Source organism: Paenibacillus sp. FSL M7-0656 (assembly GCF_038003225.1).
Lineage (GTDB): Bacteria > Bacillota > Bacilli > Paenibacillales > Paenibacillaceae > Paenibacillus > Paenibacillus amylolyticus.
Genome location: NZ_JBBOOT010000001.1, coordinates 3,973,109 through 3,998,630 on the forward strand (window position 1 = coordinate 3,973,109; position 25,522 = coordinate 3,998,630).

The window sequence follows — 25,522 nt, forward strand, 5'->3', positions numbered from 1 at the left end:
ACACAGCTTGATCCATGACATAAAGGACCGACTGAACGCTTCATCAGCGCTCCTACGGTCCTTCTTCATCATTATGGGCGACGGTCAGCTTCCCGGAACGCAATCCGAATAGGCTGACCTTCCTGAAAGATATATTGTTTGTGGGCAATGATCTTCATGATTGGATTCTCCTTTGGGGACCGGAATGGGCTAGCAAATAGAGAGTGCAACGGATTTCATCACTTCATCTAATGAATTTTGTTATTTTTGTTATTTATAATGTTATTATCAATTAGCAATAGTCTAAAACGTTAGGATCAGAACGTCAATACAAAAAAGACACCCCGAGGGTGTCTTCGTGTCTTGGATAACCTTCTGGTTATCCGAGCTTTTTCTATTTTCTGCGCCGAGCCTTCGTCATTCGATTAAACATAATCAGTGCAGCAATAATCATGGCTATCATGGCAATATTACTCGCCACTTCTTGTGATAATCCGAAAAGAACTCCCAGGTTAGTCACCAGGCCTCTTACAATCAGCGCCACCACAACCAGCAGGATTGGACTCAAAAAATTATAATTTCTCATTCCTCGCAACACCCCTGACCCCATTGTTCAGAACTACGAATCTCATAACACTATCATAACAGTAGCTATTCTGTGTTACAACAAAGGACACCCGCGTACAGTGTCCTTTGTCTTATACCAACGTATTCTACTTTTGATGACAGAACAACCTTTCGATTGCTCTTATCACCTGATATTCCCGATTATCTTCTACACCTGTTTGAATTCGATCCAGTCAATCTGGAGACCTGGTTTGGTGAAGTCCAGTTTCAATTCATACAGTCCTGCTTCAAGATCTATTTTGACAAGTTTCTGTCTGATCCATTTGCCTTCTGTACCATTCGTTTGGATGGTGGTCACCAACTGATCATTCAGGAGCAGGTTACATGCACTTTGAGCCAGTTCCGGTTCAGGGGACATGATCTGTACGATAATCCGGTAATGGCCTGCCTCGTCCACTTTCATGTAGACGGGTTCAGCTACTTCAGGTTTCACCTGTGCGTTCTCAACCAGTGCCTGAGCTTGTGCAACAGATAGGGATGCATTCGCTTGGAACGAAGCGACGTTCTCCACTATCTCGTGTTTTCTGCCGGACACCGGTGCATTCATGATGAACTTGCAGATGTTGATCGCCGAGCGTTGCAGCTCTCCGCGCGTGAGTGTTCCATTTTCCAAGGATTCAATCGTGTTATCGTCCCAGCCATTAATCTCTGCGCCGTAGTTCGGTACAACCATGTAGAGATCATTCTGCGCACGAATCATCCAGTTGGTGTATTTGCGATCAGCTTCTCCACCTTCGGTCACATCATTCATAATCGCCCACCAGTCGGTCATTACGATTCCCTCGAAATTCCATTCGCCACGCAAAATCGTGGTGTTCAGGTCGTAGTTTGATGCTGCCCAGTGTCCGTTAACCGGGTTGTAGGAGGTCATGATGGAGTTTGCTCCGCCTTCTTTTACAGCGATTTCGAACCCTTTCAGGTAAATTTCACGCAGTGCACGTTCGGACACAACAGCATCTACTTTACTGCGGTGTTTCTCCTGGTTGTTGCAGGCAAAGTGTTTCAGTGTGGCATTGGAACCACCCTTCATGATACCTTTCGTACATGCTGCGGCAAATACACCCGAGATCAGTGGATCTTCGGAGAAGTACTCAAAGTTCCGGCCATTAAGCGGGCTCCGGCGGATATTGAGTCCAGGTCCGAGCAGGGTATCCACCTGATTTCTTAGCAATTCCTGTCCTTCCATCACATACAACTCTTCAACAAGATCCTTGTTCCATGTCGCCGCAAGCAACGTACCAATGGATACCTGTGTTGCCTTTTCGCCACTATCCATACGAATACCGGACGGGCCATCTGCCGTACATGCTACCGGAATACCGTAGTTAAACAGGCTGTCGCTGACACCACCAAATGCAGATGCCGTCCCCGAAGTAACGAGCGGACTGCTCATGCCTTCACCACGGACAATCGCTGCCAGATCCTGATCACTCAGTTGAGCGATGAAGGTTTCCAGACTCACTTTGCCAGCCTTAACGTCACTCAGCTTGTGGCCCTGGTTACCTGTCTGCTCCAGCGTTTGCGGGAGATTCTGCTCAATCCGGTTCGCCATGGATATCTTACGTTTCGGTACTTCTGCATAAGTCAGTTCATAAGATCCATCTTCCTTGCGCGAACCTGGTTTCATCCGTGTAAAATCTTCAGTTGGGGCCATCGCTTCTTGCAGTTGCTCCACCAATTGAAGAGATTCAATCACATATCCATCCTGGCCATCAATGCTGATATGTTGCACTTGTTTCACACTGGTTCCTACATGCAGTCGGTATGTGCCTTCTTCCAGAACATATGCGGAAGCAAAACCTGTAACGCCTGCATCATCGTAAGATGCCATCGCATGGATCGGGAAGCTGATCGTCAGAAGTTCTGACTCGCCCGGCTGCAACAATCCTGTTTTGCCAAAAGCCACCAAAGCCTTCACCGGTTGTCCCAGTTTGCCTTGTGGTGCTTCATAATAAACTTGCACAACCTCTTTGCCCGCATATGTTGTACCTGAGTTGGTCACATTGACACGAACTTCAATGTAGGTTTCGCCGTCTTTGGACACGGATTTTGCTTCTTCGTTCTGGGCCAAAAACGTCGTATAAGACAGGCCGTAACCGAATTCAAACTGAACGCGCTCAGGTCGAAACGTTTCGAAATAACGATAACCTACATAGATATCTTCCTGATACAGGTTCTTGAACTCATTGCCGTAGTTGCTTGTCGAAGGGTAATCTTCAATGGAATATGCAATCGTATCTGTCAGTTTACCGCTTGGTGTAACGTCCCCCGCCAGCACATCGGCAATCGCATTACCACCCTCCATACCGCCATGCCAGGAGTAAATTACGCCTTGGATCGGATGTAGATACGTTTCGTTTAACCAGCTCATGTCGATGATATTTGAGACATTCAACACAACGATTGTGTGTTCAAATTGCGAAGTAACTTGCTTCAACATCGCTTTCTCATCTTCTGTCAGTTGGTAACTTCCTGGCGCATCCGCATTATCCTGGTCTTCTCCTGCTGTACGTCCAATCACGATAATGGCTTTGCTGGATTTGCTCCTAGCCTGTGCAACCAGTTCATCCGTCAAAGGCATTTCTTTCTGATTCCATGGCTCAGCCGCCCATACTTTTCCGCCATCATCAAATGGATTTTCCTCAATCCACTTCTCATAGACAGCTGCCAGCTCTTCATTGACCGTTATATTCTCTTTGCTGCGAAGACCATCCAATAGATTCGTTGTATAAGCCACATGTACACTACCGCCTGAACCTGTACCGCTACGATAATAATTGACTTGAATCCGTCCAAAAACTGAAACGTTTTCGTTCTCCCGAAGTGGAAGCACTTGGCCTTCATTTCTGAGTAAAACGGCTCCTTCTGCTGCAACCGTACGACTAAACTCTGCAAACCCTTCCAATGGAACTCCGATTTGATGTGTGCTCAATGATTTCCCTCCTGATTGTCATCCCCATATCTATGAATCGCTATATATGAAATGAACTAACAAAACGTACGCTCATTTGATATAAAAGATATTCTATGATCTGGTAGATTCACTTGTACATAGTCTCATATTAACAGATTCTATAGAAGAAATTAAATTAGATTTGTGCTTTATATATATTATTAAAAAATGTCCAGGATTAGCGGCATAATAAAAAGCCACGGACACCTGTTGTCCGTGACTTTTTATTATTTTATAGTACTCATATTAAGTCGTAAGTTTCGCATACACCAGGAAGAATAACATGTCTTCGCCCATGATGACATAACCCGGAACCCGGTAGACCAGATCAACAAGGACAAATGCCACCAGTAACCCCACCATGACTGCCAGATGACGTGGTCGGAGTCGTAGATGTGCGTGTCTGTAACGGTGGAACACAAGTGATGTCGACAAGAAATACAACAGCGCTGATCCAAATACAAACCCTATCATGAACACATAGTTTAACTGGTTCTGATATAACAGCTGAATTGAGGCAGCGATCATACTCATAGAGATGTAGATGAACAGATGGCCGTATATGATCGCTTGCCCGGCAGTCTGAATCTCTTTGCTGACCTTTTTCTCCACGTTGTCGAAGTATTGCCACCATATCGCAATGACAAAGATGGACGTAAAGGCGGCAAACAGAATGGATTTCATATCCCAATGATCGGCTTGCAGCACTGCAATAATGCTTACCACCGATTCACCCAACAGGATGAGTGTAAAGAGCGCGAAACGTTCCAACAAGTGATGGGTCTGAACCGGTACCTTCACCAGATTTTTGCGTCCGATCAATGGAAGTACGATGTCCACGGCAATCCCCGCATACAAAATCACGTAGCGTAACCAGGAATCGAAGAACAATGAACCTGATGAGATCAATATGCCAATAAGGAAACAGATACCCAAGTAACGAGCCGCTTGCTGCTGATGCTCGCCTTTTGACTTGTGAGCCGTCAGATACTGAATCGCCGTAAATGCCCGTGAGCCGATATATCCAATGAAGAAGGACAGGTAGTATTGGTCAAAATGGGTAGAGAGGCTTGCCGTCATGACCATAACGGACAGAAGCTGAAGGATGAGGAATATTCGATGGATCAGGATATCTTGACCATAGCGGTTAATAAACAAGGTCTGACCGACCCATGCCCACCAAACAGGGATAAAAATAAGCACAAACTTCATTAAATATTCAAACGTAATTACTCCATGTTCGGCATGTAACAGGACATGACCTGCTTTGGAGACCGCTGCTACAAAGAGCAGATCGTAAAACAGCTCCAGCCAGGTAACCTTTTTCTCCATCATCCTTCAATGCTCCTTTGGTTTTTCTCATAATACAACGCCTGTTGCTAACTCAGTTACCTTCCCGCTGACCTGGTGACGCGCCCAGAGGAAAAACTCTGAGCGCCATCTACCTTACTTCATTGTACTGTAGCAGGTACGAGCGTTCTGACTTCAATCGGTTGCAGATTGTCCTCAATTTGAGGGCGGTATTTCTCAAACCACTCAGGCAGCATCAATTTTTGTCCAAGCGAATCAGCAGGTTCATCTTTGGCAAAGCCCGGAGGATCTGTAGCAATTTCAAACAGAATGCCACCAGCTTCTCTGAAGTAGATTGCGTTAAAGTACTGACGATCCCGCACTGGAGTCGGTTGGTACCCGTAATCACGTACAGCTTCACTCCACTGTGCATGCTCTTCATCGTCTTTGGCGCGCCATGCAATATGGTGCACGGTTCCTGCGCCGCCCATACCCAGAGCCATACGGGTCACTGGAACATCTACGACATTACCGATATCCCCGCTAGACCGGAAACGAGCATACTCTTCATTTTCACTCACTCTGACAAATCCCAAAATTTTCTCAAGAGCATCCATCGTTCTTTGCGGGTTAACACTGAACAGGACAGCACCACCGAAGCCTTTAATCGCTTTATCGGTCGGAATCCCTTCATGCGCCCAAGTGCTGATTGCTCCCTCTTCCCGTTCAACAAGCTCAAGCCGCAGGCCTTCGCCATCTTCGAATTGAAGCAGGTCTTCATTGAAGCGACTTGTTTTGGTTACCTCAATGTTATACTGTTCCAGCCGATTCTGCCAGAAGCCAATCGACCCAGGAGGAATGACATAGGAAGTGATGCCGACCTGACCTCCGCCAATTTTGCCCCGTGGTGATCCAGCGGATGGGAAGAAGGTAATGATGGTACCTGGGCTTCCGTGTTCATCGCCAAAATACAGATGATATACATCAGGTGCATCGAAGTTGATTGTTTTTTTCACGAGACGAAGTCCCAGAACTCCGGCATAAAAATCAACGTTGGCCTGTGGATCTCCTGCGAAAGCTGTAATATGGTGAATACCTGCTGTTTGAATAGTCATGATTAATTCCTCCTTGGTTTGGTAAGCATGTTTTGAATTGAGTAGGTGTTGTACATATTTGAGTTAGTTAATTGATTTATAGTGAGTTTATATTATCTTTAAATTAAGATATATAATCTAGCGAATTGTATTCTAGTCGTTATTTTGATTGGCCTGTTTTTGTTTCAATTTATCAGGAGTCACGTCATCGCCGTTTGGATCATAGATGGTTGCATTCAGCAGAATGTCGTTGACCGAACCGCGAAAAGTTTGCAGATATTCCTGGCGAAGACGAACCTGTTCCTCTTTCTCCATCTCCGTCAATCCGCCCTCTTTGGCTTTTCTTGAAAGTTCATTTATTCTGGTCAATGTTGGGATCATCATCTTGATCTCTCCTTGTGTAATGGATTAAAGATATTTGTTTGTGGTTGTTATTTATATTTAAATTAAATATCTTAAGTTAAAGATAAGTGATTTATGAGCGGTTGTCAACACTTTTATCAAAACTAAAATAAATGGACCTGTTCCCGCTTAACGCCCTGCTAATTTAACTATGAATTCAGACAAAAAGGGATAGACCCGCAGTATTTGGTGCACTGCTAGACTATCCCTACATGTATTTATTTGATTAGCCCAGCTTTTGACCACAATTCGGACAAAAGTTGGCTCCTTCATTTTTGGCTCCACAGTTCGGGCAGAAGTTTGGCTTCTTGTTGCCTTCTGTAGATGAAGATGTATTTGAACCACCGTTGCTATTTCCCGCTGGTTTCTGGTCGTTATTTTGATTCTGAGGCGAATTGGAATTATTGTTCTGATTTTGGCCTTGATTTTGGTTCATGTTTTTCATCATTTCATTGGCCATGTTCATACCCATCATCATGCCCGCCATATCCGAAGCTGCGCCGCCGCCCTGAACTTTACCGGATGAGATGCCGTCTGTCATGCTGACCTGTTGATACTTTTGCAGATTACCAATCATCTCATGCGAAGCAGTCTTTGTAATCATATCCTGAATCTCTTTTGGATAGTTGAAGCTCATCACTTGGAAACCGGTAATCCCAATTCCGATGTCCATCATCTGCATATCCAGATCTTCCTGAATCCCTTTGGCAATATCCGATGCATTGGCCTGCAGGTTGAACATATCCTTCCCTTCGCGGCTAATCCACTTCATCAGAAGCTGATCCAGCACGGAAGTGATTCGGATTTTGACATCCTCGACCAGATAACTCTGCTTGATGCCTGCAATCTTATCAATCAGGGTGACATAGTCACTTACTTTAAAATTAAATGTACCGTTCGCCCGAATCGGCATCCCGCCCGGCAGTTGTGGTGTTGGAATCAACACCGGACTTTGTGTGCCCCACCGCACGGTGAACTCTTTTGTATTTACAAACAAGACTTCGACCCGCATGCCGCTGTTGAATCCAAATTTGAATCCTTTTAATGTAGAAAGAAATGGAATGATCTCGGAATCGATATTAAATGATCCTTCGTCCTCGAAAATGCCTTCCACTTTACCGTTATTCAAGAAAATGGCGTCCTGACCCGAACGGATGATCAGTTTACTCCCCTTCTTGATCTCCCGATTGCTCCACTTCCAAAATATCATGTCATCTCTAAACTCTTCCCATTCCACCACATTCGAAAATTGATTTCTGAAAAATCCCATACTAATTCCCATCCCTTCTATTAGTAAGCATTGTGTACCCAACATGCCTGCATTAAGTTATTGCGAATGTCCGTGATGCTAGAAAGATCGGCTGCTACCGCTATGGGAATGGCCACCTTGGGTGGTGCCTCCGCCTCCGCCGCCTCCGCCGCCACCGTTGTTATTGTTCTTCTCAATCTTGTGTTTGGTGACCGTTGTACGAATGTACCGATCCTGACGATCAATTACACTGGAGTTACTGGAATCCTCATAAGTCGCACGATTGACCGTGACACGTCCTCCAGAACGATGGGTCATTACACCAACTACAATTCCTCCGATTGCCCCGGATACAGCAAGTTGAAACCACGTATTGAAGAGGATATTATCCGGGTTTACCCCGGGCTTAAGATCCATATATTCGTAGGAGAGCTCCAGATATTTTTCAAAAGCCAATCTATAATTTCCATCCGATACATCTGGGGCAATTTTGGCCGTAATTTTATCGGCTCTGCCATTATCGATGTACTCTTCACCTTTGTGAAAACCAGCCAGATACATCTTCCGATTGTACATGTCTATTGTAAGAATAACTGCGTTTCCATGCGTTTTATCGTAACCAAATCCCTGATCGTCATAAAAGTCTTCGGTAAGCAGTTTTTCACTTTTATGCTCCTCGTTATTGGAGGTATAGATTACAAAATCCGTCTGCCGTTCCGCACCATACTGATTCGCAAGTAGATTCAATTCACTTTTCTCCTGCTCACTCAGCAGGTTGGCCTCATCGTAGATGAGATTTTTGCTCTCCGCTGCGGATACCGATGACATGGGAATCAACGGAGCAACAAGGGTGAACATAAGTAAAATGAGCGTAGCCATCACGGCCAGAGGGGTTCTTTTTCTCATAAGAATCCACCTCCCATCATCCAGGAAACCAGCTTCAGTGACAACAACGAGACCGCTGATACCCCTGCGAACCATCCTGCCACTTTAGCTTTGCTGATCGGTGGTTTACCGACCACCTTACCTGTCTGACCATTCATGGCAAAGGTATACTGTGCCCGATTGTAGTCATAGTTGACCATCCACACCGGGAGTAGCACATAGTCCGCATTTTTGAGCGTAGTATCAATCTGTTTGTCCGTGTAGCTCACGCTGGTATATCCGGATACAGTTGAGGCAATATAAGAATCAATGTACGATCTCGTTTTATCCTTGGCCCGTGGGAAAAGTTCCTCGTCCGTATAACTGTATTTTTCCGCAATGTACCCCGCCAGATACGGGGTCTTGAACAATTTCAGCTGATTATATGGGAAAGGCTCCAGCTTATCCATCAGTTCATCCTTCATTTTCTCCGATGCATCGATGGGCAGGTTCACGTAATTCAGCCGAATCCGGCGGTATATATCAAAATGCTGTGTTTCCGTGTAATGGTAGTCGCCCTGGGTGTAGGATCTGACCTTGGTGCCACGACCATGCACTTCGATTTTGTTATGTAACTCATACAACCAGAACGGCACGTACATGCCAGTAATACTCTGAATCCGATCGGCGGACATGAAGCCACTTGGCGTTAAAAGGCCGTTTCTGCACCACTTTTTGAAAGCCTGCTTGGCTTGATCCTTGTTGATCGAAAAGGGAATCACCATCGCAGGGGCCAGATTGCCCGTCAGCCGATCACTGAGTACAACCGCTGCACCGCAGAAACTGCAGGTCGTCGCACTGGTCTCCGGTTCTGTCACAATGTCAGCTCCGCAGCTATTACAGTGGTATTCCTTGACCTCATTTTCGGTGAATACTTGTCTCTTCAAGGGATCGGGGATCTGCTCTATGTTGTCCTGACGGCCGCAGCTGGGACAGGATAATGCACCTGACACACTATCAAAGATCATACCACTGCCGCAGTTTGGACATTTATATTCAATAACCGGCATCTGCTCACCTCAATGTTAACGAAATGGTGTAACGTACTACTTATTCTTCAGCTTTTCCTGAATCGCTGCGAGTTCTTCCTCCGCACTTGGCGACGCATTCTCATTATTACCCGCATCTGCGTTCATGTCCCTCTCCAACTGGGCAATTAATTCGTCCAAATCATCTTCCTGTGTCCCAGCACGAAGTTCTGCCAAAGCCTCTGCTTCGTTCAGCGCCTGATTCACCTTGTCTTCCATGGCCTTCAATGCAGCATCAGCTCTGCCCGTAGATGCATTCCGTTCGTTGACCTGTTGTTGCGCCTTTGCATCTGCCATGCGACCTTTCAGTTCTGCATGCCGCGCTTCCAGTTGACCCAGATCTGCAACCAGTTTATCGTTCATATGCTTCATCATCTTAGCTTTGGCAGAAGCACGTTCATAGGCGGCTTGTAATTCGTTCAATTTGTCAGCCAGCTTCACTTTCTTCTCCAGAAAACCGCGTGCCTTATCTTCGTCTCCCGACTCCGCCGATTTCTCCGCATACCGCTGTAACTTGTTGACCTCGGCGTTGCACTCATCCAATGCTCGCTTCGCCCGGCTCTCATCCGACAGCACCGCTGCCGTTTCAGCCTTCACCTGACCCAGATCACTGCTCAGGCTGCGCATATATTCATTCACACTTTTCTCCGGGTCTTCCGCCCGAGACAACATGTGGTTCACATTGGCCTTCATCACGTCTCTAAACCTCGATAAGATTCCCATGACTTGTTCCTCCTCCGAAAAGTTCATATGTATACTATAATACATGAATACGCCCACATACGTTTCACATTTCACGATGGCAAGTGGAGTTACTACGATCCAAATCCGTACTATAAAAACGTAATATAAGAAAAGACGAGCACTTATAGTGTCGCCTTATAATCAAAAAATCCTCTCCTAATTCTCAGTATCTTTCTTCCTAGTTCACAGTCCTTTAATGAACAGCACACTTTCCTCTGCGATCCGATTTGGATCGGTATTATGAGTTTTAGTCCTTTGCCCGCAATCCACAAATCCCTACCTAACTACGGCTCGACCGGAAGGCTCTCCACCGCTGTGAAAAACACATCCAGTAGCTCAACGTTGTACGTAATGCGGACGTATTCGGTTATTAACGCCACATCCTCTTCCCCCTGATACTCCAAGCATGGGCGGCCCTCACTCCACAGCACCCTGCACGGGAACCTCCCGACAACATCCTTAATGATGTGATCCGGCTCAGCTACTTTATGAATGTCTCCCATATGAAATCTCCTCATTTCTCTATACTTATCGTGTGCAATTATGCATTAATTTTGAAATACATAACGATTCGATTCAGTGTACTTCATCACATTCCACTCGGGAGAGTTATGAAGGCATATCACACAGGCATTTTGCAGACACAACAGGGCTGCTTCCCCCATAGGTGCCATTCCTTCGCAAGTTGGCTATAATAAGGGGATCAAAGTTTTCTATAAAGGCAGGAAAAATATGCGTACACGAGTTCACTTTATTGCTCCCTACGAATCGATGATTCCTATTATACAAGAGTGCATTCCTCGCTTTCCCCAGTTAACCATTCAGACGGACGTGGGCGACTTGGCAAACGGTGTGGAATTAGCAACTCAAGCTGAGAAAAATGGTGCAGAGATTATCATCAGCCGCGGCGGAACCGCCCAACTCATTAAAAAAGCAGTAACCATTCCCGTCATTGATGTGCAGTTATCGGGCTATGATATGATTCGTTCACTTACACTAGCAAGCCAGTTTAATGGCCAGACAGCCATCGTTGGCTTCTCCAACATCACCTCTGGTGCACAATCGATTATTGATCTGATGGATCTGCCCCTCAAGGTCTATACCATACATAGCTCGGAAGATGTGGCACGATTACTCTTGGAGTTGAAAGCTTCCGGGTACCGACAGATTGTCGGAGATGTGATCACCGTCAACACCGCGAAGACCTATGGTCTGGAGGGATTGTTAATCCAATCTGGACAGGAATCCATCCTTAGAGCGATGGAGGATGCACAGCTGGTCTACCGTTATTTGAGCAAAAATCATGCGATATCGATCATCCTGAATGACCTGGTTACACGGGAACATCCCAATTTACTTATTTTAAATGAACGGAATGAAGTTGTATTCGAGAACCTGACCGATTTTGGGAAAAATCCGCTGACCGATAATCACATATATCTGACCAATACCAGTCTGGAGTTCCATCAATCCCAGATCCAGAATGTGTTCATGGTGGACGATTACCAGCTCACGGTTAACGCCTATGAAACGACCCTGGACAACAAGAACTACAAGGTATATATGCTGGAAAAAGGCCAACCCTATGCCTTTGCACAATTCGGCATAACAACGTTTACGGACGCATCGATGGAGCCTATCGTTGCCGAATCCCCTGCCATGCAGGCGGTATTACAGAACATTCGGGCACTCTACGAGAATCATGAACCCATCTATCTGCGGGGTGAAGCAGATTCCGGTAAATCTTTTCTGGTCAAACATATTCATCAGATGTACTCCGGTGGCGGACTGTTATTACAGATGGATCTCACGCAAGTTCCGCCCGGTCATTTGCACAAGATACCACTCGCCAAGGTTAGAAATGTAGAGATCAACCACATGGAAACACGTATGGAAGATCCGGAGTTGCTCGCCTTTATCCAGAGCTGCCTTCAAAACCAGATTGGGGTGTTTATACTCGGGGAACAGATATTGAACCCGCAGTGGTCACTCGATCTGGAGCTTAATACAATCATGATGCCAAATCTTGCGGATAGACCAGAAGATCTGGCTCCACTGATGCAGCATTTCCTGACGGATTACTACCACAAATACGGAACTACTGCGGTGAGAATCAAAGAAGATGCTCTACAGCTGATCCAAGATCAGATCACACATATGAATGTCAACCAGCTGAAACATCTGATCAAGCAGGCTGCACTCAACGAACAAGATTATGTAATCACCACGGCTACCTTGTCCCGCTTGCTGGATCAGCAACCTTCTTCAAGCCCAATGAAGTTGAACGGTACGCTGAAGGAGATTGAGAAAGAAGTTATTCAGTTCGTGCTTCAGGAGGAAAATAACAATCAATCAAAGGCCGCAGAGCGTCTGGGGATTAACCGGGCCACATTATGGCGTAAACTTAAAGATTAACTTTAAGTTTGCGTCTTTTTTATCGCTTTTATGTGTTGCATTTTTAAACAGTTAACAGCGTATTTAAAATTTACAATAATTTATTGTTGCTATATTAAACGATATGGGATAATATAATCCCTGCAAGCGCTTCATAAAAACGATTACTTCATAAGGAGCTACTACTATGAACATTAAAGCAACTTTAGATCGCATCCCTGGCGGTATGATGGTCGTTCCCCTGTTACTTGGTGCAACCATTAATACATTCTTCCCGAATGCCCTGCGCATTGGCGGATTCACGGAAGCACTTTTTGTTAACAGTGCCAGTACTTTGATTGCCCTGTTCCTGTTCATTGCGGGTACACAGATTACGTTTAAAACAGCAGGTTCCTCTGTCGGCAAAGGTTTGACCTTGCTTACGTTCAAATGGGTGATTGGTGCAGCCCTTGGTTTTATCGCTATTTTGTTCGCGGATTCAAACGGGTTATTTCTCGGCCTGGCCCCGCTTGCCATTATTGCTGCAATGACTAACTCCAACGGCGGTTTGTACATTGCTCTCGCTGGCCAATACGGGAAAGAGGATGACAAAGCAGCTTACCCTTTCCTGGCACTCAGTGATGGTCCTTTCCTTACCATGGTAGCGCTCTCCATCTTTGGTGCGATGGGTTTTGCAAACGGTATGTTTTCCCCAATGGCCTTTGTTGCGGTATTGCTTCCGCTCATCGTTGGTGTCATTATTGGTAATCTGGATCGCAATCTGGCGGGATGGCTGCATAAAGGCAGTGACAAACTTGTTCCGTTCTTTGCATTTGCTCTGGGTATGAACATTAGCTTCTCCTCCATCATTCAAGGTGGTCTTAGCGGAATTTTACTGGGTGTGTTAACCGTGTTATTAACGGGCGGAATCGGTTTCCTGCTCTTTAAAGCCATCGGCTGGAACCCGATCGTTGGTGCTTCCGAAGGATCAACAGCTGGGAATGCCGTAGGTACACCTGCTGCCATCGTGGCTGCTAATGCTTCATTTGGCCCAATTGCCGAGATTGCTACGGTGCAAATTGCAGCGAGCGTTGTAACAACAGCCATCCTGTTGCCGATCTTCATCGGGTTCCTCTCCAAACGATTAGAGAAATCAGGTGGAGTCGAGAAATACAATCAACGACCAACCACATAAATGGGTATCACCTGATTTAATGTGCTTAATCTGTGCTTAATGGATGATCTGAACGGACTTTTTATTAAATTGTGCTTACAAGGAGGGATGACTGCATGAAATTAGCCATTATTGCAGATGATTTGACCGGTGCCAATGACAGCGGGGTGCAGCTTGCCCGTCACGGCTTGAAGACCAGTGTTCTTTTTAATATAGATGAAGGCCCTCTTACACGTTACGATGCCGTCGTCTTTGATACAGATAGTCGTTCCATATCCTCGCAGGAAGCGTATGACCGTGTATATCAGGCTGCTGAATTGCTGACGAACAACGGATTTGAGACGATTTTCAAAAAAATGGACTCCACCATGCGCGGTAATATCGGTATCGAGATTGATGCTGTATATGATGTCGTAAAGCCGGACTTTATGATGATTGCCCCGGGTTATCCAAAAAATAACCGGACGATATTGGAAGGAATCCATTACCTGAACGGCGTTCCGCTGGCAGATACTGAAATTGCCCATGATCCGAAGACACCTGTAACGATTTCCTACCTTCCGGACTTGTTGAAACAACAGACCAAGTACGAAGTTGGCGAGATCACCGTCGCCGATCTGGAAGCCGGGCAGAATCATATTCGCACCAAGCTAGAACAGTTGAAAACAAATAACATCCCGTATGTAATGGTGGACTCCACCGAAGAAAAACATCTGGAACTGATTCTGCAGATGACTCGCGAGTTGGAGTATACCTTTACTTGGGCAGGTTCGGCGGGCATTGCCAATTACCTCCCCGCACATTACGAGTTGGAATCCAGGGCTGCATCACTTGATATCCCGGAAAATTCCGGTCCAATCTTAACGGTGGTCGGCAGCGTGAACAAAAACTCCCGCGAGCAGTTGCATCGCTTGATGCGCAAGTCCCGCGTAGCTTCAGTCTCCTTCCATTCCTTCAAAGCGGTATCCGCAACCGCAGACCGCGCGGAAGAAATGGAACGTGTCTATAACGAGGTCCGAGACAAAGCGCTGGAAGGACAAGATGTTGTCCTCTACTCCACCGCTGAACAGGTGGATATCGAACTGGCACGAGCAACGGGCGAAATTCGTGGTCTCAATCACACGGAAGTCAGCAACGAGATTGTACTTGCGATGGGTGAGATCTGTGCCAGACTGCTGGAAGAGGGACTTTTCAAAGGGGTATCCATGACCGGCGGTGATACGGCAAAACAAATCTGTCTGAAATGGAATATTAGCGGCTTCGAGCTGCTGGATGAGCTTGAAATCGGCGTGCCGATCTCCAAGTTTATAGGGATTGATGATCTGCATGTGATTACCAAAGCAGGCGGATTCGGTAAACCGGATGTCTTTATCCATGCGATTCAAAAATTAAAAGGGGGTATTCTCGTATGAAACCTACAATTGGAATTACGATGGGCGACGCAGCAGGTATTGGACCGGAGATTATTATGAAAGCACTGGGTCATCAGGAAATGTACGATCAGTGCAATCCACTCGTTATCGGTGATGCAAAGATTCTGAAGCGTGTGTTGCCAGTCGTCGGCTCAAGTCTGAACGTTAATGCGATTCAAGAGCCTTCTGAAGCCAAGTATGAATTCGGTACTGTGGATGTGATTGATCTGAACCTCGTTCCTGCGGATCTGGAATATGGTAAAGTATCTGCCGTGGCTGGAGATGCAGCATTCCAGTTTCTCGCCAAAGCCATTGATCTTGCCAAAAAACAGCAGATTCACTCCATCTGCACCGCACCTTTGAATAAAGAAGCTCTCCATCAAGGGGGGCACCTGTATCCGGGGCACACCGAGATTCTGGCTGACCTGACGGATACGCAGGACTTCTCGATGATGCTGACCACGCCTAATCTGCGCGTTATTCACCTGACAACACACATGGGTCTGATCGATGCCATTGCAAGTATTAACCCGGAAAGAACCTACACCGTCGTGAAGCTTGCTCATGATACGTTGAAAAAAGCAGGCTTTGAGAATCCGCGCGTTGCCGTATGCGGAATCAATCCTCATGCTGGAGAGAACGGCTTGTTCGGTAATGGAGAAGAAGAAGAGAAGCTTCAGCCCGGTATCGAACGTGCACAGCAGGAAGGCATTAACGTCGTTGGTCCACTCCCGGCGGACACACTCTTCTTCCGCGCTGGTCGAGGTGACTTCGATATCGTCGTAGCCTGCTATCACGACCAAGGCCATGCACCGATCAAAGTAATGGGCATTGAAGAAGGCGTGAACATCACCGTTGGTCTGAAAGGCGGTATCATCCGTACGTCTGTTGACCACGGTACAGCCTTCGATATCGCTGGTAAAAATATCGCCGATGATAAAAGCATGCTGGCTGCCATTCGCTCTGCTATCGAGCTGGCGCCGAAGGATCACGTTTAAGAATAGCCGTCATACGGGCACATGAGTGAGAGAGTGAGTCTGGTCAGGAGGACCATCTCCAGGTAGACGTATCTTTATATAGAAGGAAAAAGAAAAAGGCATTCCCTTTGTAACTTAGAGGGTTTGCCTTTTTTATTAGTCCTCTATGCATTCTTGGCTGTCGCGATTTATGCAACACATCTTCACTGACATCCCCAGATGATCTCTGTCTTCAATCAGCGCTCAGTACTACCCAAAGATATCAGTTCACGCTCACTCTGTGAATGTCTGCTACGGCGATATGCGCTCGGTGACATGCCATTCAGTTTATTGAAAATTCGATTGAATTGAGAGAAGCTGGCGAAGCCACACTGTGCAGCAATTTCGGTGATTTTTTGGTTAGAATTTAGGAGCATTTGTTGGGCATTACGTATTCGGGTCATCTGAATATACTCGGTAAACGTAAAACCTGTGACTTTGTTAAACTGACGGGATAGATGATGAGCACTCACGAAAAACCGTTTGGAGATCTCTTCGAGCGACAGTTCATTCTGATAATGACTGTGAATATACGATGCAATGGCATACATCCGCTGCGACATAGACGAACCTGTCTCTTCACGAACATAGCTATTCTCAGCCGAGTATCGATGGATCGCACACAGAAACTCAACAAACTTGCTATGGATCGCTACTGAATGAAGTGCGGAGGGATCCTGTGATAGAGCATAGATTTCATTTAAAGGGTTCAATACCGCCTTGCGCCGTTCTTCTGTAAATCGGAATATCGGGACCGGTTTATTAAAAATCGAAAACAGCTCTGTGTAACCGCTATCAAGACCAGGTGTATTACGTGGCATGGAAAAGGTGATCATCAATCGTTTCGGCGGGGCACCCTTCGGATATTGCGTTTTATGCAGCAATGAAGGCCGCAGCAGAACGATATCCAGAGGCTGGATCTCATATAAACTGCCTTCAATGATGTGCGCAGCTGTGCGATCGAGAAGGATACAGATTTCATAGAAATCATGGAAATGCTGAAATTCCATATTCAGTTCATGGGAGCGCTCGTCATAATCCAGATGATAAAAAAGTGAATCTCCAGGCTGGTTCACATGGATCGCATATCCTTGCTCGTATGCCAAAACCGATGGTGTCATGGACATGCCCCCTATCCTGATTCTAATGATTTTATTTTAGCATGAAATGCAATAAAAAGACGTTATTTTCAGCATACAATACATAGTTTCGCCCATTTCTCTTTTGTTATGATAGAGTTGATATGTTAGCGCTTGCAGTATTATCACTCCAACAACGACTACAGCCTGTACTTACTACAAACCAAGGTGGGAAACCAACATGAAAATGAATTCCTTATATACTCGAATCCATACCATTGTGAAACACTTGGAACGTGCACGACTAACCTCAAAGACATATATCCCTGAGCTTTATCATAAAGAAAGTGGATACCACTCCTGGGAACTGGTGCATGAGGACCCTTCCTCCTGGAACGTATTCCGTAAGGGTGATGGCTGGGGTGGCAAAGATGTACACAGCTGCTTTAAAACCCGCATTCGAATCCCGGATCATCTGGAAGGAAAAAAGGTCGTGTGTACCATCGTTACTGGTGCTGATGACATCTGGAATTACGATAATCCGCAATTCTTAGCATTCCTCAATGGGGAACTGATCTGCGGTCTAGACGTGAACCATACGGAAATTGACCTGACACCCGCTGCGGCAAAAGGTGATGAATTCGAACTGGCATTATATGCGTATTGCAGTACGTCTGCCGCGGATGTTTTTCTAAATGTATATATCGCCGAGCATCATCAGCAAGTCTCCGATTTGTATTACGATCTCAAGGCTGCGCTGGATGCTGCGGATCTACTGCGTGAGGATGATCTGGAGCGCCTGAAGTTGGTCGAACATCTGAATAAAGCCGTGAATTTGCTGGATTTGCGTCAGGAAAACAGTGCAGAATTCCATGCGTCGGTACTGGAAGCGCGCCGATATCTGCAAGATCATGTCTATGGTGATATCCGCCCTGCCGGTGATCACATCCCTACCGTGCACTGTATCGGACACACGCATATCGATGTGGCATGGCTGTGGACGCTGGATCAGACTCGGGAGAAGGTCATTCGTAGCTTCGCGAGTGTATTGTATCTGATGGACAAGTTCCCGGAGTATACCTTCATGTCCTCTCAGCCCCAGCTGTATGCATACCTGAAAGCAGACTACCCATCCCTATATGAAAAAATCAAGGAAAAGGTGGCCGAAGGCCGCTGGGAAGCGGAAGGTTCAATGTGGCTGGAAGCCGATTGTAACCTGATTTCGGGTGAATCCATGATCCGTCAGATTATCTACGGCAAACGTTTCTTCAAGGAAGAATTCGGCGTAGAGAACCGTGTGCTCTGGTTGCCGGATGTATTTGGTTATAGTGCAGCGATGCCGCAGATTATGCGCAAGAGCGGCATTGATTATTTTATGACAACCAAAATTGCCTGGAATGATACAAACCAGATTCCAAACGATACGATGTACTGGAAAGGAATCGACGGATCAGAGGTCCTGACCCACTTTATCACAGCAACAGACTATGACAAACACCCTGATTTCAGGCAGCGTCGCTTCGAAACGACCTATAATGGACGATTTAATGCTTCGCAAGTGAAAGGTACATGGCAGCGATACCAGAACAAAAACATCAATGCAGATGTCCTGCAATGTTTCGGATTCGGAGACGGCGGCGGCGGACCCACCGAAGAGATGCTGGAGCATGGCAGACGACTTGATGTTGGATTGCCTGGTGTACCTGCGGTGAAACGCACCTTTGTACGCGAGTTTTTCGAGAAGCTGGAGCAAAATCTGGCTGATGTTCCTTCCGTTCCTCGCTGGTCGGGTGAGCTGTATCTGGAGTATCACCGGGGTACCTACACGTCCATGGCGCGCAACAAACGGTATAACCGTCATAGCGAATTTGCGCTGGCCGATGCCGAACTATATGCCATGATTCATCGTCAGGCGAATGCACATGCGGCCTATCCAACCGATGCACTGGAGCATGCGTGGAAGCTCACGATGCTGAACCAGTTCCATGATATTCTCCCGGGCAGCTCCATTGAGCAGGTATATGTGGATTCCAAGGAGCAGTATGAAGAAGTGCTGCGTGTCACGGATGAGCTGAAAGACAGTGCGCTGAACGGCATTGCAAGCCGAATTACATCTGATGGCGAAGCCATTGTGGTATTCAACACGACCGGATTTGTACGGACGGATGTGGTTGAACTGCCTGCTTTTGCGAGAAAAGTGACGGTCTATGATGGAGATCGCCCTGTACCAAGCCAGCGGACTCCCGAAGGCGGACTTGTGTTCCTTGCAGAGAACGTGCCTGCATCCGGGTATAAATCCTTCCGAATCACACCAGATCTGACAGACGAGCTTGTTGCGGGCGTATCGGTTGCACAGTGGGAAGCAGATCGGCGCCACATCCATACACCTTGGTACAATATTCACCTGAATGAAAGTGCCGAGTTCACATCCGTATGGGACAAGCTGGAGGGCCGTGAGCTACTTCAGTCTGGCAAGCGTGGTAACGTGCTGCAAGTGTTCGAGGATCGACCTGCGGAATACGAGGCATGGAACATTGACGATTATTATGAACAGCATATGTGGGAGATTAATGACCTGCAGTCGCTGGAGTGGGTTGAAAGTGGGCCGGTACGTTCCGTGCTTCAAGTGAAGCGACAGTTCCTGGACTCGGTCATTGAGCAGACAATCATCTTCTACGCGCATACGCGCCGGATTGATTTCCGTACGTTTGTGGACTGGAAGCAGGAGCATTTGCTGCTGAAAGCCGCCTTCCCGCTCGATATCTGGAGTGAAAAGGCCGTCTACGAAATCCAGTATGGCAACGTTGAGCGTGCTACCCACCGTAATACGAGCTGGGATCAAGCCCGGTTTGAAGTATGCGGGCAGAAGTGGGCCGATCTGGCGGAGAACGGGTACGGTGCTGCTCTGCTGAACGACTGCAAATACGGATATGATATTCATAACTCGGTGATGCGACTGTCGCTGATCAAGAGCGCAACGTACCCGAATGAAAATGCCGACAAAGAGCAGCACGTATTCACCTACGCGCTCTATCCGCATCAGGGCGACTTCCGTGAAGGACGTGTCATCCAAGCTGCTTATGATCTCAACCATCCGCTGGTTGCCCGTGAAGTAAGTCCGCAAACCGGTACGTTGCCGGGAACATGGTCAATTGCATCGGTCGATCAGGATAATGTCGTGCTGGAGGTTATCAAAAAAGCCGAGAACAACGATGATATGATCATCCGAGTCTACGAAGCACATGGCCGCCGCAGCCGTGCTTCCCTGCAATTGCCTGAGGCAGCAGGTGCTACGGCGTACGCATGTGATTTGCTCGAGAACAACGAAGCGGAATGCGCTGTGGAAAATGGTCGAATTTCTTTTGATATCAAACCGTATGAGATTCTGACCTTCCGTATCCCTGCTGAACAGTAAACAGAAATTACGCAACATGAAAAACTGCAACATTGCTTAATATGCTTCAACAATAAAGCAATAAAGGGCTGCCTCCTGTCATATCTGACATGAGAGCAGCCCTTCATTTGTCGTTCTTTAAAATTCTTCGTACTCGCTTGGGTCCTGATCCCACAAACGTCCATCCGGACGATTAAATGCAGAGATGACCTGCATCTCTTCTGTGCTCAACTCAAAATCGAATATATCGATATTTTCCTGTTGATGCTGCAAGGAGCCGGCTTTCGGAATGGGAATGGAACCCAGCTGAACATGCCAGCGCAGAATGATCTGGGTTGGCGTTTTGCCATGCGTTTCCGCAATCCGAAGAATGTTCTCATCCTTCAGAATATCCTGTACGGCATCATTGCCACGTCCAATCGGACTCCAGGATTCGTTCACGATGCCATGCTTTGTATCCTGTTCCCGCTGATCAGCTTGGTCAAAGAATGGATGCAGCTCAATCTGATTCAGACTCGGCGCTATCCCCGTTTCCTTAATCAGCCGTTCATTGTGCTCAGGCAGGAAGTTGCTGACTCCAATGGATCGGATATATCCACGCTTTTTGGCTTCGATCAGCGCTTGCCATGCCTCGACATACATGTCCTTCTTCGGATTGGGCCAGTGAATCAGATACAGGTCGTAATAATCCAGATCCGCTCTGTACAGGGATTCCTGGATCGCCACAAGTGCTTTATCATGAGCGTGATAACGCCCCGGCAGCTTCGAGGAAATGAGCAGTTCTTCTCTGGCGATGGAGCTTTGTTTGATTGCTCTGCCCACCGATGCCTCATTCTCATAGTTATACGCCGTATCAATTAATCGATAACCCGCATCCATTGCGGACGCGATCGATTTAACGCCTTCTTCACCTTTTAAGCTATAGGTACCAAATCCAATTGCAGGAACTTTCAAGCCATCGTTCAATGTATATTCCGGAATTTGATGATTCATCTGAAGACTCTCCTTTGCAAAAGGTATACGAACAATATGGTAAAAATAATGCCCCTCTCCGTTTATCTACCCCTCCATACGCGCTTGAATCAATTGGAAGTCACCACTCCGTTTTAGTCGGGTGACGGCTTCCTCTTCTAGCTCTCATGAAGAACGCTCTCCTTTTCATTCAAACGAAGAGATGGGCGTCGCCGATAACGGCTGATTGCCTATAAAGTTCTTAATAGCCATAGCAGCCTGCTTATACCCGCCAGCATCGCGTAACGTTTCCCCAATAACCTCAGCATGCTCCTTGTAGGAGGCATTACCGAGCACTTCTAATACTGCGTTTCTAAGCACATCGGGTGTAAGGTTATTTTTGTCCACGATGACCCCTGCTCCCAACTCCTGTACCCGGCCTGCTACACGCGGCTGATCCGATGTTAACGGAAGCATGATTAGTGGTACATTGTAATACAAAGCTTCGCTGGTACTGTTCATGCCTGCATGTGTCAGAAAAGCATCTACACACTGTAACACTTCCAGTTGAGGGACATAGGGTCTGATGATGAAATTGTCAGGAATGAGATCAGCAATAGGCTCTATATCGGTATCCTTCCCAGAAGACAAGATAAACTGCACAGGCAAATCACGAAAGGCCGTAAAGCAAAGCTTATAAAACTCGAGATCTTTATTTAAAATGGTTCCCATCGAAATATAGACGACCTGCTTATAAAGAGCATGCAGAGATTCATTTGCAAAAGCTGGCGCATCCTTGCGTGGGATAATGGATGGGCCGGTGAACACAAAGCTGTCGTCCAGCTTGTCCCCCTTAGGTTGAAAATAACGACTTGTATAGACAATCTTCAGTTGTCCTGAATGCCCTGAAAGTTCCGCCAGGGAAGGTACAGCCACATCGAACTGGGAAGCTATTTGCTGGGACATTTTCACGATGCTATTATATAGCTCCTTGACCTCCTCCGTATCATCATTCAGTTGATTGTCTGACCCAAGAGGCTCCACAAAAACAAAGGTGCTGGTTGAGCATACCGTCGGTATACCTAACTTCTCACCTAGAATTTGTCCTCCCCAGCCTATTATGGAGTCAAAAATGATATAATCGTAGGTTTCATGTTCGATCAGATTCAGAACATCTGGAATAAACCGTTGAATAACTTTTGCCAATATCATATATAAAAATTGGTAAGGATGCTTGAGTTCAAATGGCTTCATACCAGGGTTGTTGAGCAGGGTTGCCTCGTTGAAGGAATAGGCCTTAAATTGTGCGCCTAACGCTTCAATCTTCGTCCGGTATTTTTCGGTACAACAGTAAACCACTTCATCACCGTTCTCTACCAGTTCCTTGATTAATCCAAGCGACGGATTGATATGGCCTTCTGCAGGGATCATCACAACTAATACACGTGCCACGGCACTCACCTCCATTAAATTTTCCAATGCACTCAAGTGGGAGATATGGTAACCCATTCTTCCAGACCATTGGCTTGAATAAATAAAACTCTACTACCTCATTGAGGCGGTAGAGTTCCTATTCATGAGACGGAAGCATTAAAGTCTACGATACCTAACGTTTTTACTCTCACGAGCTGGTCACGGCACCCAGACATCCCTTTTATAAAAGCTTACACTGTAAGCATCGGTATCGCTGTATCGTCCATCTTTGCTTACCACTTTAAAATACACATTATTGTAGTCGACAAGAACTGTATCCGTTCCTGATGTATTCGTAGAAGAAGCAACCAAATTGCCAGCACTGTCATAGGCGTACAAATCGTAATCATAGCCGGAAGGAGAACCCAGTGAAACAGTTTTGCCATGCCCTCTGAATGTAAAGTAGTCTACATCTGTCGGGGATGATAGATAAGACCAAGCACTTCCACCCCAGTAAGCCGGACCATAGGGAGTGGCCACCGTTTGCGTTGGGATTTTATACGCGGTGCTCAACGTGTCATTTGACTCGTAATTATCCGCCAAGGCCGTACCCACAATCGATCCTGATAAAAGCGTCATCATAATAGCAGAATACAATGTTTTCTTCATTTCATTCTCCCTCCATTTCTTTTGAAAAGTTAGCACGCCAAAGAGACTTCATGCTTTTCCCTCGTTCATAGACACGCCTGATCAGAAAAAGCTCCAAATCACCCCTTTCAAAATATGGAATTAATTATAATATAATGAAAAATATATGTATTGTCTACTTGTTTTTACAGTAATTCTGTTTTGCTAACTGTATTTGATCCCGATTCCAGAACTGTGCCGTCAGTCTCATAAATAAAACATTTGGATGTGTTCCTGTGATTTTAAAATTAGCCAACTTGTTAAGACTCCACGTATCCTCACCCGTGGCCGAAATGGAGGGCATCCAAACGTAAAAACGACCACCAATATGGTGGCCGTCACATCTATTTTAATAAATCTTCTTAGTACTCTCGCGCATATTGCTTATCCTCTTTCAGTTGCACAATGTCATGTCCGGTTGGATTCTGGAAGGCCCGTAGTCCAAATGTTGACGCCACCGCGAAGATATGGTCAAAGATATCCGCCTGAACGTTCTCATATACACCCCAGTTAATATCATTGCTGAATGCATAGATTTCCAGAGGCAGCCCGCGATCTTCCGGTGCTAATTGTCGCACAATCATCGTCATATCTTTATTGATTTTTGGATGATTCCTCAAATATTGATGGATATATTCCCGGAATACACCGACATTTGTCAGTTGTCTGCCGTTCACGTTGCTTTCGGTATTCACCTCGTGCTCCATGTTGTATGCTTGAATTTCCTTTAATTTTGCTGTGACATAATCAGTCAGGTAGTGGATTTTCTCAAATTCAGCCACCATCTCTTCTGTACAAAAACGGATACTGCTGATATCAATATAGATACTCCGCTTAATTCTTCTGCCGCCGGATACCTGCATACCTCTCCAGTTACGGAACGAATCCGAAATGAGGGCGTAGCTTGGAATCATCGTAATCGTTTTATCAAAATTCATAACCTTTACCGTGTTTAATGTAATGTCGATGACATCGCCGTCCGCATTATACTTTGGCATCTCGATCCAGTCACCAACGCGCACCATATCGTTCGACGATAGCTGTACACCCGCCACGAGGCCCAGGATCGAGTCTTTGAATACGAGCATTAATACCGCCGATAACGCCCCAAGTCCACTAAGGATAATGAGCGGGTTCTGTCCGATCAGGCTGGAGATGACGATAATACCCCCGATAATGAACAGGACAATCTTGGCTACCTGAATGTAACTCTTGATTGGGCGAATCTTCGACACCTCATAGGTACGATAGATATCATCGAAGACATTCAGCAGAGCATTCAGAACCGTAATCATGATAACAATCATATAGGTCATTGCTGATTTTTCAATTATGGCCTGATAGGGCGAGAAAATATAAGCAGAATAATAGATTATAATGGCTGGCACAAGATGCGACAGCTTCTGAAATAAATTTTTCTGAACCACAATATGGCCCCACTTGAAACGGTTGTTACTTACGATACGATGGACCGTCTTCAGTACCACTCGCTTGGCAATCACATTCGCCAATATCGAGATCACTGCTATAAAAATAATCATAATGATGTTTGAAAGATAACCAATGGAGGGTCCACTCATGCCGAGTTCTTCTAGTTGATTTCTGATAAAGTCCATTGTTTCCTCCTGACATAATCTAGTTTAGCCTATTATTATAAAGTAGTTTGAGAGGGCAAGCAAAGTTTGTGCTTCCACTTCATTCTTCCTATGTATTATATATATAAAAAAAAGACC

General features: G+C 46.1%; 19 protein-coding genes. 5 read left to right on the forward strand and 14 right to left on the reverse strand.

Going from position 1 to position 25,522, the window contains the following annotated elements:
• Positions 1-373 precede the first annotated feature (373 nt).
• From MHI01_RS17595 to MHI01_RS17635, 9 genes are all read right to left on the reverse strand, one after another.
• Positions 374-565 (reverse strand): hypothetical protein, encoded by a 192-nt coding sequence (locus MHI01_RS17595; RefSeq protein ID WP_017691199.1) that lies wholly within the window; start codon positions 563-565, stop codon positions 374-376.
• Between the two features lie 189 nt (positions 566-754).
• Positions 755-3,538: a glycoside hydrolase family 3 C-terminal domain-containing protein gene (locus tag MHI01_RS17600; protein ID WP_340983753.1), complete on the reverse strand. Its 2,784-nt coding sequence runs from the start codon at positions 3,536-3,538 to the stop codon at positions 755-757.
• A gap of 267 nt (positions 3,539-3,805) precedes the next feature.
• Positions 3,806-4,894 (reverse strand): low temperature requirement protein A, encoded by a 1,089-nt coding sequence (locus MHI01_RS17605; RefSeq protein ID WP_150364683.1) that lies wholly within the window; start codon positions 4,892-4,894, stop codon positions 3,806-3,808.
• A gap of 116 nt (positions 4,895-5,010) precedes the next feature.
• The gene (locus tag MHI01_RS17610; RefSeq protein ID WP_340983754.1) at positions 5,011-5,964 is read right to left on the reverse strand and encodes a ring-cleaving dioxygenase; all 954 of its coding nucleotides are present in this window, start codon (positions 5,962-5,964) and stop codon (positions 5,011-5,013) included.
• A 132-nt stretch (positions 5,965-6,096) separates the two neighbouring features.
• Positions 6,097-6,324, reverse strand: a complete 228-nt coding sequence (locus tag MHI01_RS17615) for a DUF896 domain-containing protein (RefSeq protein ID WP_145326414.1) — start codon at positions 6,322-6,324, stop codon at positions 6,097-6,099.
• 247 nt (positions 6,325-6,571) lie between these two features.
• Positions 6,572-7,615, reverse strand: coding sequence for an SPFH domain-containing protein (locus tag MHI01_RS17620; RefSeq protein WP_340984875.1), 1,044 nt, complete (start codon positions 7,613-7,615; stop codon positions 6,572-6,574).
• A gap of 78 nt (positions 7,616-7,693) precedes the next feature.
• Positions 7,694-8,500 carry a TPM domain-containing protein gene (locus tag MHI01_RS17625; RefSeq protein ID WP_340983755.1) on the reverse strand — a complete coding sequence of 269 codons (807 nt, stop codon included), beginning with the start codon at positions 8,498-8,500 and terminating at the stop codon, positions 7,694-7,696.
• On the reverse strand, positions 8,497-9,528 hold the full coding sequence (locus MHI01_RS17630; protein ID WP_211083803.1) for a TFIIB-type zinc ribbon-containing protein: 1,032 nt from the start codon (positions 9,526-9,528) through the stop codon (positions 8,497-8,499). The genes MHI01_RS17625 and MHI01_RS17630 overlap by 4 nt, the downstream gene beginning before the upstream one ends.
• Before the next feature lie 36 nt (positions 9,529-9,564).
• The gene (locus MHI01_RS17635; protein WP_340983756.1) at positions 9,565-10,269 is read right to left on the reverse strand and encodes a PspA/IM30 family protein; all 705 of its coding nucleotides are present in this window, start codon (positions 10,267-10,269) and stop codon (positions 9,565-9,567) included.
• Positions 10,270-11,022: 753 nt separating this feature from the next.
• Between MHI01_RS17635 and MHI01_RS17640 the strand changes: the two genes are divergently transcribed.
• The 4 genes from MHI01_RS17640 to pdxA all read left to right on the forward strand — a co-directional run bounded on the left by MHI01_RS17640 (position 11,023) and on the right by pdxA (position 16,247).
• Positions 11,023-12,705: a PrpR N-terminal domain-containing protein gene (locus MHI01_RS17640; RefSeq protein ID WP_340983757.1), complete on the forward strand. Its 1,683-nt coding sequence runs from the start codon at positions 11,023-11,025 to the stop codon at positions 12,703-12,705.
• 166 nt (positions 12,706-12,871) lie between these two features.
• Positions 12,872-13,858: a 2-keto-3-deoxygluconate permease gene (locus MHI01_RS17645; protein ID WP_338589963.1), complete on the forward strand. Its 987-nt coding sequence runs from the start codon at positions 12,872-12,874 to the stop codon at positions 13,856-13,858.
• A 95-nt stretch (positions 13,859-13,953) separates the two neighbouring features.
• Positions 13,954-15,249 carry a four-carbon acid sugar kinase family protein gene (locus MHI01_RS17650; protein ID WP_340983758.1) on the forward strand — a complete coding sequence of 432 codons (1,296 nt, stop codon included), beginning with the start codon at positions 13,954-13,956 and terminating at the stop codon, positions 15,247-15,249.
• Positions 15,246-16,247: a 4-hydroxythreonine-4-phosphate dehydrogenase PdxA gene (gene pdxA / locus MHI01_RS17655; protein WP_340983759.1), complete on the forward strand. Its 1,002-nt coding sequence runs from the start codon at positions 15,246-15,248 to the stop codon at positions 16,245-16,247. The genes MHI01_RS17650 and pdxA overlap by 4 nt, the downstream gene beginning before the upstream one ends.
• Positions 16,248-16,462: 215 nt before the next feature.
• On the opposite strand, the gene MHI01_RS17660 is transcribed toward pdxA, so the two are convergent.
• A complete protein-coding gene (locus MHI01_RS17660) occupies positions 16,463-17,386 on the reverse strand; it encodes an AraC family transcriptional regulator (RefSeq protein ID WP_340983760.1) in 924 nt (307 codons plus the stop codon).
• A gap of 199 nt (positions 17,387-17,585) precedes the next feature.
• On the opposite strand from MHI01_RS17660, the gene MHI01_RS17665 reads away from it, so the two are divergent.
• The gene (locus MHI01_RS17665) at positions 17,586-20,759 is read left to right on the forward strand and encodes an alpha-mannosidase (RefSeq protein ID WP_340983761.1); all 3,174 of its coding nucleotides are present in this window, start codon (positions 17,586-17,588) and stop codon (positions 20,757-20,759) included.
• Positions 20,760-20,876: 117 nt separating this feature from the next.
• Here the strand turns inward: MHI01_RS17665 and MHI01_RS17670 are convergent, their stop codons facing one another.
• The 4 genes from MHI01_RS17670 to MHI01_RS17685 all read right to left on the reverse strand — a co-directional run bounded on the left by MHI01_RS17670 (position 20,877) and on the right by MHI01_RS17685 (position 25,405).
• Positions 20,877-21,731 (reverse strand): aldo/keto reductase, encoded by an 855-nt coding sequence (locus MHI01_RS17670; RefSeq protein ID WP_340983762.1) that lies wholly within the window; start codon positions 21,729-21,731, stop codon positions 20,877-20,879.
• 165 nt (positions 21,732-21,896) lie between these two features.
• A complete protein-coding gene (locus tag MHI01_RS17675; RefSeq protein ID WP_340983763.1) occupies positions 21,897-23,141 on the reverse strand; it encodes a macrolide family glycosyltransferase in 1,245 nt (414 codons plus the stop codon).
• 180 nt (positions 23,142-23,321) lie between these two features.
• Entirely contained in the window at positions 23,322-23,744 is a 423-nt protein-coding gene (locus tag MHI01_RS17680; protein ID WP_340983764.1) for a hypothetical protein, read from the reverse strand.
• A gap of 407 nt (positions 23,745-24,151) precedes the next feature.
• The gene (locus MHI01_RS17685) at positions 24,152-25,405 is read right to left on the reverse strand and encodes a mechanosensitive ion channel family protein (RefSeq protein ID WP_076254274.1); all 1,254 of its coding nucleotides are present in this window, start codon (positions 25,403-25,405) and stop codon (positions 24,152-24,154) included.
• Positions 25,406-25,522 lie beyond the last annotated feature (117 nt).